Source organism: Spiroplasma sp. NBRC 100390, from assembly GCF_001886495.1.
Classification (GTDB): Bacteria; Bacillota_I; Bacilli_A; order Mycoplasmatales; family Mycoplasmataceae; genus Spiroplasma.
The window spans coordinates 487,381-499,459 of sequence record NZ_CP018022.1 but is presented as its reverse complement, the minus strand read 5'-3'; the positions used below and the strand labels follow the sequence as shown (position 1 = coordinate 499,459).

At 27.2% G+C, this 12,079-nt stretch carries 8 protein-coding genes and 1 riboswitch; all 8 genes read right to left on the bottom strand.

Annotation, left to right across the window (positions count from 1 at the left end):
• Nucleotides 1-16 precede the first annotated feature (16 nt).
• A complete protein-coding gene (locus S100390_RS02270; RefSeq protein ID WP_070406671.1) occupies nucleotides 17-640 on the bottom strand; it encodes a deoxynucleoside kinase in 624 nt (207 codons plus the stop codon).
• Nucleotides 641-658: 18 nt separating this feature from the next.
• Nucleotides 659-1,369, bottom strand: a complete 711-nt coding sequence (gene deoD, locus S100390_RS02265) for a purine-nucleoside phosphorylase (RefSeq protein WP_070406670.1) — start codon at nucleotides 1,367-1,369, stop codon at nucleotides 659-661.
• Between the two features lie 394 nt (nucleotides 1,370-1,763).
• Nucleotides 1,764-1,934: riboswitch (cobalamin riboswitch) on the bottom strand.
• Between the two features lie 177 nt (nucleotides 1,935-2,111).
• Entirely contained in the window at nucleotides 2,112-3,665 is a 1,554-nt protein-coding gene (locus S100390_RS02260; RefSeq protein WP_070406669.1) for a hypothetical protein, read from the bottom strand.
• A gap of 199 nt (nucleotides 3,666-3,864) precedes the next feature.
• Nucleotides 3,865-5,418, bottom strand: coding sequence for a hypothetical protein (locus S100390_RS02255; RefSeq protein ID WP_070406668.1), 1,554 nt, complete (start codon nucleotides 5,416-5,418; stop codon nucleotides 3,865-3,867).
• Nucleotides 5,419-5,617: 199 nt separating this feature from the next.
• A complete protein-coding gene (locus tag S100390_RS02250) occupies nucleotides 5,618-6,379 on the bottom strand; it encodes a hypothetical protein (protein ID WP_070406667.1) in 762 nt (253 codons plus the stop codon).
• A gap of 381 nt (nucleotides 6,380-6,760) precedes the next feature.
• Complete coding sequence (gene recD2 / locus S100390_RS02245; protein ID WP_070406666.1) at nucleotides 6,761-8,908, bottom strand: SF1B family DNA helicase RecD2; 2,148 nt, start codon at nucleotides 8,906-8,908, stop codon at nucleotides 6,761-6,763.
• Between the two features lie 15 nt (nucleotides 8,909-8,923).
• A complete protein-coding gene (gene mnmA / locus S100390_RS02240) occupies nucleotides 8,924-10,057 on the bottom strand; it encodes a tRNA 2-thiouridine(34) synthase MnmA (protein WP_070406665.1) in 1,134 nt (377 codons plus the stop codon).
• A 79-nt stretch (nucleotides 10,058-10,136) separates the two neighbouring features.
• On the bottom strand, nucleotides 10,137-11,927 hold the full coding sequence (locus tag S100390_RS02235) for a hypothetical protein (RefSeq protein ID WP_070406664.1): 1,791 nt from the start codon (nucleotides 11,925-11,927) through the stop codon (nucleotides 10,137-10,139).
• Between the last annotated feature and the right edge of the window lie 152 nt (nucleotides 11,928-12,079).

Here is a 12,079-nt window from a genome sequence, read left to right as displayed (position 1 = left end):
TCAACGATAATTATTTTTAAATTAAACAAGGAACTTTATTATCTATCATTAATAATTTCTGCATAATAAAGGTCATCTTTTCCGCAAAATTATCGTTATCAGCATCAACAACAATGAAATGATAATCATCCTTTAGTTCATCATATAAGACCTCATATTGTTCATTTAATTTTTCCCAATAATGGTATGGTGTTTCTAATTCTAATATCCGGCCACGCTTATTAATCCGTTCAACTGCTTTTGCTGTTGAGACTTTTAAATAAATAATGACATCAAAGCCTAATTTTTGTTTTAAAATTGGCGTAATAACATTTTGAAAAAAACGATTGTAAACTTTAAAATCAACATCATTCATAATTTCTAGCAAATGTGAAACCCGAACAAAAACAGGATCTTCTAAAATTGTGCGGTCAAAAACAGTATCTGCTAAATTATCAATTTCAAAAAATTGTTCAATTCTGGTTGTTAACATATAAATTTGCATCTTAAACGCAAATCCCTTCATATCCTGATAAAAATCATTAAAATATGGGTTTTCTTCTAAGGGTTCTTTAAATAAATTATAGTTTAACTGTTGACATAATGCTTCACTAACTTTTGTTTTACCAGCACCAACAGTACCAAAAACAGCGATTTTCATCTTTTCTCCTCCATTAGGCTATTTAATTAATTGCACTGCCGTTGCTAATGCTAATTGCACCATTGCCATAAAATTATTTTGACGTTCCATTGCTGAAGCTGCTTGTTTTGTAACAAGATTGTCAGAAATAGTTAGCAATGTTGCTGCTTGTTTTTTAGTAACAATTGCATTAGCAAACAAGGCATATGATTCCATTTCAACAACATCTAAATTATGTTTTTCGGTAAATGATAATGAATCATCATAACGATAAAAAACATCAGCAGCATGGGCAATACCAGTATGTGTCTCAATTCCTTGCTTTAACGCCACTTCTTCAATGGTATTAAATAAGTTTTCACTTGCTGAAATCAGATTATCATCAATATTTGCGGCAATCTTTGCATAATTACTTTCCCCAAACGCTGCGCGAACATTAAAAATATCATATAGTTTAAGTTCTGACTTATAACTACCTGCTGAGCCAATGCGAATAATATAGTCAACATCATAAAATTTAAATAATTCATATGAATAAATTCCAATACTTGGACAACCCATCCCACTTCCAGCAATTGTAATTTCAATGTTCTGATATTTCCCCGTATACATAAACATATTCCGAACCTCATTAACTAACTTATAATCTGTTAAATATTTTTCAGCAATTGCTTTTGCTCGTAGCGGGTCACCAGGCATTAAAACAACCTTTGCAATATCAGTTTGTTTTGCATTAATATGTGGTGTCATTTTTTTATTTCCTTCCTTTATTCGTACCTTTATTGGATTTACGTTCCTATTAATTAGGTTATTATTTAAAATGTTTTTTATTAAAAATAAATTTAAACAAAACGAAAAGGAATATTTTAATATATTCATATAAGAAATGTTTAATTAAGAATTTTATTTAATAAATTAAGTTAACAAAAAATTAAAATTATAAAATATTTTAAAATTAGTTTTATTAACTTAAAAATTTTTTAATTATTATTATTTCAAATAATGCCCTAATAGGATTATCGCTTTAAATTAACAACTAAAAAACGCTTTTTGACGTCTTTCAAATTATTATTTAATAGTTTTCCACTAATAAATAATTAATTATCCAACCCCAGGGATAATAACTATAAAGGCAGCACTGATAAATATCAATGTTTTTTAGATCGGTCTACTGGCTCAGTTTCACTTTACTCGCTATTCCTTCTCAAGAAGTATCTTCTCAATGGCATATGTTAGCTTTCATCCACTTTACAGTTGCTGGGACAGCCTAGGACTTGCACCTAATTCCCGTAACATCCAAAATTGCTTTTTAAAGTTGTTAAAGTAATAATATAAAGTTTAATTTTAAAATGCAAGTTAAAATTAAACTTTTTCCTAAAACAAAAAACTTATTTTAAAATTATTTATTACTTATCAAATATTCATACGAAACAACTAATTTTATTTTAAATAAATAAAAAAGCAAGAAAATTCTTGCTTTTTTAGGTTATCCTTATTTTTTAGTAAATTGCAATGTAAATAATGTTGATGTTCAACCCGTATAATACACAGCATTATTTGTTCCAAATATTAAATCAAAATTTCAATCAGCACGACGACGCAATGAAAAAGTATCTTTGGCATCATTTAAAGTAAGATTATACTGTTTTTTTGCTCAATTACCCGTTGTAAAAATATTTAATCCTGATAAATTTTTGGCAGCATCAGACGCTTTAAAATCATCAATTAAAATTTTTAAGACTTTTCGATAATCATATTTTGGTAAAGCTAAGATCTTATTAAATGCATCCTCACTAAGATGCCAAACCCCTGAATTTTTATTTGATTCAAGACGGAAATGTTTATAGAAAGCAGTTACTAACTTACCATATTCCATTAATTTTTTATCCAAACCATCTTTTGTAATTTCAACTTGAACTTTTAAAGCTTCACCATTATTCATAACGGCACCAGATAATGGGAATCCAGCAACTTGGATTTTTGCTAAATTAACATTAAAATATGCTAAATTCAAATTATTACCCCCGGTATTAAAAATATTAACTAATGAACGATAAAATTTAACAAAATTTTCTGGCGTAATTTTATCTGGTTGATAGCCCATTCCAGTTCAAACATAAGAAGCTGTTTTTTCATTCACAACATCAACCCCATTTGTGCTATTGTTAATAGCACTTGTTAATAACGTTAATAATGATATTGAAGAATTATATTTAATACTTCCAACAAGGTTCTTTAAATCAGGGTTTTCTTCAATTGCTGTTTTTAATTTATTAAAAATAATACTATCTAAATCAGCAAATCATTCCGTATAATTAATATTAAAATTATCATAAATTGATTTAAAACCATCAGTTTTATCAATTTGAAATGTTCCTTCATTAATGAAAAAATTCACAATTACTTTCGACAGTTTTTGGACAATCCCATTTAAGACGTCTTTCATTATTTTTGGATTATCAGTAATAACATATTGAATAAAGTAATTTGAAGTTGTTGATAAATTTTTAAAATTAACCTTAAAACTAAAACTAAAATCTAAGCGCGCCGCCTTAGTATCTTTCACAATTGAATTATTAGATACTTTTGCCAATTCTTCCGTATCAATAAAATTCAAATTATATTTGAAACTATCCTCAAATAAATCAATTGGTTTTGTATCAATATAATAATTTGAATAATCATTAATAATTTGCTGACTTATATTATTAAATGTTGCCATAAAACTAGTTTTTAAAATTTGCAAAGCAGCAGTAACTTTGGAATCAGTTCGATCCAAGTATTTGGTTTGATTGAATTTATCAACTATAGTATATAATTCATCAAATTTTGTTTGATAATCTTTACTATTAATTGTACTTTTATTACGAATATATTCTAAAAAGGCATTTGAAACCCGTTGCGAAATTTTATTTAAGGTCTCAGCATCCTTATGACCGCCATCATCTAAATCATCTGGCTGTCACTTTTGATGACAACTAACAATTGTACTAGCACCAGTTATTGAAAGAGCAGAAATCCCTAAAAATACTAGTAATTTTTTCATTTTTTAATCCTCCTGTTACAAAATTTATTTGCATGTCCATCATTGTATTGAAAAAAAAAAAAAAAAACCTAGCTTAAAATTATGTAAAATTTTAAGCTATATTTGATACATATTAGGTTTAAGATAACGAATTAAAATTATTGCTTACATCTTAAAACAAATAAAAAAACAAGAAACTTCTTGTTATTTTAAGTTACCTTTATTTTTTAGTAAATTCCAATGTAAATAATGTTGATGTTCAACCCGTATAATACACAGCATTATTTGTTCCAAATATTAAATCAAAATTTCAAACTGCACGACGACGTAATGAAAAGGTATCCTTTGCATCATTTAAGGTAACATTATGTCCTCGTTTTTCTCAATCACCAGTGTTAAAAATATCTAATCCTGATAAATTTTTGGCATCATCAGACGCTTTAAAATCATCAATTAAAATTTTTAAAACTTTTTGATATTTATATTCTGGTAAAGCTAAAATCTTATTAAACGCATCCTCACTAAGATGTCAAACTGCTGAATTTTTATTTGATTCAAGACGGAAATGTTTATAGAAAGCAGTTACTAACTTACCATATTCCATCAATTTTTTGTCCAAACCATCTTTTGTAATTTCAACTTGAACTTTTAAAGTTTCTCCCCCATTCATAACAGCTCCAGATAATGGAAATCCAGCAATTTGAATTTTTGCTAAATTAATATTAAAATACGCTAAATTCAAATTATTACCCCCGGTATTAAAAATATTAACTAATGAACGATAAAATTTAACAAAATTTTCTGGCGTAATTTTATCTGGTTGATAGCCCATTCCAGTTCAAACATAAGATGCTGTTTTTTCAGTTACAACATCAACCCCATTTGTACTATTGTTAATAGCACTTGTTAATAACGTTAATAAAGATATTGAAGAATTATATTTAACACTTTCAACAAGGTCCTTTAAATCAGGATCTTGCTCAATTGCTGTTTTTAATTTATTAAAAATAATATTATCTAAATCAGCAAATCCTTGTGTATAGTTAACATTAAAATCATTATATATTTCTTCAAAACCTGGAGTTTTATCAATTTGGAATGTTCCTTGTTTATTGAAAAAATTCACAATTACTTTTGAAATCTTACTAACAACCCCGTTTAAAACATCACCCATTGTTTTTGGATCATCAGTAATAACATATTGGATAAAGTAATTTGAAGTTGTTGATAAATTTTTAAAATTAACCCTAAAACTAAAACTAAAATCTAATCGAACTGCCTTAATATTTTTAACAGCCGGATTATTAGATAACTTTGCTAATTCTTCCGTATCAATAAAATTCAAATTATATTTGAAACTATCCTCCGATAAATCAATTGGTTTTGTATCAATATAATAATTTGAATAATCATTAATAATTTGCTGACTTACATTATTTAAAGTTGCCATAAAACTAGTTTTTAAAATTTGTAAAGCAGCAACAACTTTGGAATCAGTTGGATCCAAGTCTTTACTTTGGCTGTCCTTATTCACCATGGTATATAACTCATCAAATGTTGTTTGATAATCTTTACTATCAATTGTGTTTTTAGTACGTGCATATTCTAAAAAGGCATTTGAAACCCGTTGCGAAATTTTATTTAAAGTCTCAGCATCCTTTGCCGCTCCAGTATTTGAATCATCCGATTCGTTCCCTTGGTGACAACTAACAATTGTGCTAGCCCCCGTTACAGTAAAAGCAGAAATACCCAACACCGCCAATAGTTTTTTCATTTTTTCAGCCTCCTCTTTTTATATATTTTCGCTATATATTTTCTAATTATGACAAAAAAAAAAAAAAAAAGCAAGTAGGTAGCCCCCCTATCTTGCTAACAATATTACTGCTCCCAATTTTGTTCAATTCCATAATACTAAAAGACGAGAAATATCTCATTTCATTTAGTACAAATTCACACATAATTATAGAAAAATATTAAAATTGAAGTCCCTTTTGTTTTTTGTTACTTGCTTTAATAATAAAAAAATACATTATATTAGTTAAAATAAATAAAACATACGCAATAATGAAAACAATAATGAAAGAAAAAATTAATTCAAGCGCCGTACCAATCCCCATGTCAAAGTCTTTAGGAGTTAATAGCGCATAAGGAAAAATAATATCATAGGGAATATTTTTCAGTAACGGATCATTTAAATACATTCCAAATCGAGACGATAAATAACCAGTATATAAAAGCGGATAAATTAAATAAAGACAAAATACTTTCTTAAAATATTGGCGATTAGTCATTGTTATTTTTTCTTGATGCATAAATAAATAAACAATCATTAGAATTGGTGTTATTAAGTGAAAAAATAACCCCACTAAAACACCACAAACATTAATTGTCTTGGCTATTAACATTGTTGGTAAAATAAAACCCATAAAAGTTAAACAAGTCACACTAATGTAAGAAGTAAGCGCAATTCTAGTATACTGGTTTTTTCATCAGTATTGGGGTTTATTAAATGTCACCGCTGATGATAAAAATCAAACTCCTAACAAAAAATTACTTTGATAAGTAAAAAAGCTAAAAAACTGACCTTGAAATAAAACTGGTGAAAAAGGATAATCAATATTTCGTAATCATTGTTGCATAATCATATGGTATAAATAAACAGAAAATAATGCACCAATAATAAGAATCCCCACACATAATTGATAATAAAACCACTTATCCTTAATTACTTTCATTCTTTTTTCCTTTCATTTATTTAATATTAATTATTATAAAAAAATAAAAAAAATCAATGGAATAATCAAAATAAGTTGAAAAATTTTGAAAACTACCACCAACATTTAAGTAATAAAAAAATAAAACGTGCAATTAAAATTAACTTTAATTACACGTTTTAAATATAAACTAATGAAAACTATAAAATATGTTTCTATGTCCGCTTAAAAATAAACTGCTATAGTTTTAGTTTTAAGCACCATCATTATAACAAAAAAAAAAAAAAAAACTGTTTTGGTCGAAAAAAATAATTTATTTCATTTTTGCATATATTGGTATACTATTTATTAAATCCTTTATTATAATTCAATATAATTTTAAAAAGTAAACTAACTTATCTTTTAATAGTTTTTAATAACTTCTTGTAATGTTGTTCGTCGTTTTTGTGGCAAATTATTAACTCCATACAAAAAAGCATTTTGCTGTCCAATTAAATATAAGTTTGTTTTTGCTCGGGTAATTGCAGTATATATTAGATTTCGTTTTAACATAATTCAAAAACTTTTGGTAATAACAAAAATAATATTATCGTACTCACTTCCTTGTAATTTATGCACACTACATGCATAAGCTAAAGTAATATCATAGTACATTTCTTTATTATATTCAACAATGTTGTCATATTTTACTAGTAAAACATCATTAAAGTTTTTATCTTTTTTAATATCAATAATAACGCCAACATCACCATTATAAATTTCTAATTCGGGGCGATTTTTCAATTGCATTACTTTATCATTAACACGAAAAGTTCGATAACCAATTTTAAGTTCTTTTTGACCATAAGAACGATTTAGTTTATCTTGTAAATAAGTGTTTAACATATTAATGCCAACAGGACCATTATACATTGGAGCAATCACTTGAATTGCATTATAATCTCCCGCTTTTTCTTCATTAAGTTTTTGATATAAATCACCAATTGTTGATAATAATAAATGGGGATCAGTTTCTTCAATAAAAGTTAAGTCTCTTTTATTTAATAAATCATATTCAAAATGATCTTGTTCAATCGCATAACTTAATTCTAGAATATCGTTCCCCGCCTCTTGCCGATAAACTTCTTCTAACTTAATAACATTAAAAGCACCACTCTGGATAATATCACGTAAAATATCACCGCAAGCAACAGAAGGTAACTGATTTGGATCACCAATTAAAATTAATTTTCGTAGATTTAAACTAGCTTTAGCAATCTGAGATAATAATAAACTATCAACCATACTAACTTCATCTAAAATTAAAATGTCATTTTCTAATGGATTATTTTCATTATAAAAAAACTGATTTGTAATTGCATCATATTTTAATAACTTATGAATTGTTAATGCTTTTTGCCCTGTTTTCTCTCGTAATCGTTTTGCTGCTTTTCCAGTTGGGGCTGCTAAAACAATTTTTGATTGTTGATAAACTTTTTTTAAAATGTTAACAATTCCATCAACGACAGTTGTTTTTCCAGTTCCTGGGCCACCAATAATTACTAAAAAATTCGAATCAACAGCAGCTTTAATTGCCTTCGTTTGATTTATATTGTAACTAATTTGTTTTTTACTTGTTAACTCCTGAACATATTTTTCTAGTTTTTCTTCATCATATTGTTCCGTTGAATTTAAACCACCTAACATTGCGGCAATATTTAGTTCACTATGATATATTTCAGCAACATAAATTTTATCGTTTTTAAAAATTAATAAATTAATTTCTTTACTATATTTTAATCCAGTTAAAATAGATTCCTTTGTTAAATTATCAAAATGTTTTTGCAAAATAGTTGTTAATTGTTCTAATGTTAAATAAGTATCCCCAGTATTATTACAAAATTCTTTTGCTAAATACCAAGCATAATAAGCAATTCGAATATTACTAAGCGGATTTTGTTCAAATGCTAAGTAGATTTTATCAATTGTTTTAAACGAAATATTATCTTTTAATAACAATGAATAAGGGTCCTTTGTTAATAATGCATAAATTTGGTCAACATTGTATTTTGTCTTTAATAATGACAAAACTTGTAAAGATAACCCTTTTTGATTAAACTGATGATTTAATTCATCATCCCGACTCATTGTCTGAAATGCTTTTGCTATAATATCGGCTTGCTTAGAAGTAACCCCCGGGATTTGCTTTAACGCTAATACATTTGCTTTAATTTTACTAACAACATCGTTTTCATAATAATCAATAATACTTTGTGCTGTCTTTGGTCCAATCGTTGGAAACAAACTACTTGTTAAATATTTTAAAACTTCATCATTACTTTGAGGAGCAATTTGTTTTAATTCGTTAACTTCAAAACTTTCTCCATAACGATTATTATAAACAAATTCACCAGTTAATTCATATAATTGATCAGGTTGTAAAGCTGATAAAAACCCTTTAATAAAAATAAAATGTGTTTTGTCTTTTTCTAATTGAAATTTACAAATCCGATAACCATTCTTTGATTCAAAAACAATTAATTTTAAATAACCACGTAACTTTTCAGACATCACAATAATCCTTTCTTATAAATAACATAGTTTTTGATCATCTAAATAAACTTCATCGATTATTCCCCCGCCAAGACAAACATCACCATTATAAAAAACAGCCGCTTGTCCAGGAGTTATTGCTTTAACTTTACTATCAAAATGAACAAGACATTTATCATCACTTAAAATTGTTACTTTCACTGGAATATCTTTTTGACGATAACGAAATTTCGCCGTACAATTAAATTCATTAGTTTTAAGAGTGTTAATTCAATTAACATCTGTTACAAGACAACTAGTTGAATATAATCATTTTTCTTCACTACTTTTTGCAACATATAAAATATTTTTCTCAACATTTTTCCCAGCAACAAAATATGGTTCTGTCATGCCACCTAAATTTAGTCCTCGTCGTTGACCAATTGTATAATACATAATACCATTATGGGTTCCAACAACTTCTTTTGTTTCAATATCAACAATTTCACCATTTTGATTTGGAATATAATTTTGTAAAAAGCTTTTAAAATCACGTTCACCAATAAAACAAATTCCTGTTGAATCTTTTTTATTTGCTGTTATTAAATTTTGACTATTAGCAATTGCTCGAACTTCTTTTTTTGTTAAATTTCCTAACGGAAAAATTGTTTTTGCTAATTGTTGTTGATTTAATTGACTTAAAAAATAAGTCTGATCTTTATCAGCATCAACTCCCCGTAATAATTGATATTCATTTATGGTTTCATTAAATTGCACTCGTGCATAATGTCCCATTGCAATAAAATCAGCTTGATAATTATTAATCGCATATTTTAAAAAATAATCAAATTTAATATATTTATTACATAAAATATCTGGATTTGGAGTACGCCCCTTTTGATATTCACTAATAAAATATTTAAAGACATATTCTCAATACTCTTTAATAAAATCAACACGATGCAATGGAACTTTCAAAGCATCGCTAACTTTTGCAGCATCATTATAATCAACTTCTTGTGGACAAATCGGATTATTAATTGCTTTATTCCCTAAGATATCATTATTTAATTGACTATCCCAATTTCGCATAAACAGACCCTCAACTTGATAGCCTGCTTGTTGTAACAAATATAGGCTGACAGAAGAGTCAACGCCTCCCGACAAGCCAACAACAACTTTTTGCATTTATATTCACTTCCCTTATTAATAATATAATTAGCAATATTATTTTAACATTAAAACACTAAGTTTAAAAAACTTAGTATTATCTTTTTTGACGTTTTAAGTATAAAATTCCTATTAGCATCAGGATATTTGCTAATATTAAAAAACTATAACTAACAATTTGCATAATACTACTTGTTAAAACAAAATTATTATTCTTATAAAAATAACCATACAAGGCGATTCCCATTATTGCTCCTAAAAATAATAAACCAAGCGGTAAAAAAAGATACAATTGGATTTTAAAGTTAGGAATAACACTAAATGGTAAAATAATCACAATAGCATAAACACTAAGTAATATAATCATAAACAACCGGTTACTCAAAAGATAATCTTCGTTAGTTTGAATAAAATCAAATTTGCCAAAAGTTGTTGTAATAAAATTATATAAATCCAATGATGAATTATTAATTCAATTATTAAATATTAAAAAAGTACTACATAAAAGAATTAGACCAACAATAGCGATAATCCGTGCCGTTAAAATAACTGGATTTCGTCAAGTAATAATATTGTTTTTTCTAATTTTGCTAATTCTTTGCCGTCCGTTTGGGAGTTGTTGAATTTTATAACTATTACTAAAAAATGTTGTTGCTTGAACAGTATTTTTTTTATTTTCTTGCGTTAGTTCTTCATCATTAGAATTAACATGCTTGTCTCGCTTCTTTCCGCGGATTCGTTTAATTTTAACATTTGCAGCTCGTTTTACTGATTTAGCAGCAGGCAACGGAGTATCAAATAAACTAGTATAAAAATTATTTATTCGATAACTTCCTACTGGTTCATCAATTTCAATTGCTCGTGATGTTTCAGAATCATCTTTTTGCTCTAACAACAAATCAGTTACCTTATCTTCTTCCTTTTTAGGAGTTTCCTCTTGATGATAATATTTATTAGTAGTGTGATCAAGACCTAAATTTGGACGTTTTGTAATATCTCATTCCATAACATCAGTCTCATCATAAACCTGTGAAGCACGATCAAGTGAAACTTTTAAATTAATGCCCTTATCTTCTGGCTTAGCTGTTGATTGTTCAGAGGTATTTGTCTGCTCAAATTTTGGTTCTTGTTTACCTAAATTTATTGTATTAGCAAAAAAGGGTTGTGATTTTCCTCAAGAAGAATTTTGTTGCTTTTGCGTTTTATTATTATAGCTTTGTGTTACAATGACATCTTTTTTCGGTGCTGGGTTTATAGTTGTAACCTTAGGAAAATGCGCTGCTAAAATTGATTTTGGTTTTGAAACAGTTTCATTTTTAACAACTATTTCAGTCGTTTTATCAGGTGATTCCTGCTCAGTTTTTTGTACAATTTTTTGTGCAATAGCACGTGCTTGTGCTTTTAACAATGTACGATCAACATTAATCCGATCATCTTTAAGAGGGCGATGGTCTGGATTATCATTAAAATGATTTAAATCAACCTTTTTGGTTATTACTGGTGGTTCTTGCAAATAACTGTCATAATGAAAAGGTGCTTTTTCATCAAATGTTGCTTTAATTTTATCTAACCGCTGATGAAAATTTGTTTTTTCTTGTTCCAACATCTTTGCTTGATTATGTAACACTCTTAATGCATCGGGGTTATCAAGATTTAAATTTAATTCTCGACATCGGGTTAATGAAGAAGAATAATTTTGTTCAAGCATTTGCTTTTGAAGAGATGGTTTTGTTGCAAAAAAACCATTATTAAAAAAATGGCTATTTTCACCACCAAAAAAATGCGACTTAGTAATTAAAGAAGGCTCTTGATAATCAGGATACTGATTATTAAGAAGGCCTTGCTTAATTGGTTTAATTTTTAAAATTTTAATGTCATTGCTCTTCATTATTTGGCACCCACTTTAATTAACCCCAAAATCTATATAATAATTATATCCTAAAACCACTAAAAAATAAAGCGTTATTAGTGTTTTAAACGCTTTATTGTTATCCTTAATTATGTCACAATTATTTTTAATAATTTAGATTTTTAGTTTAA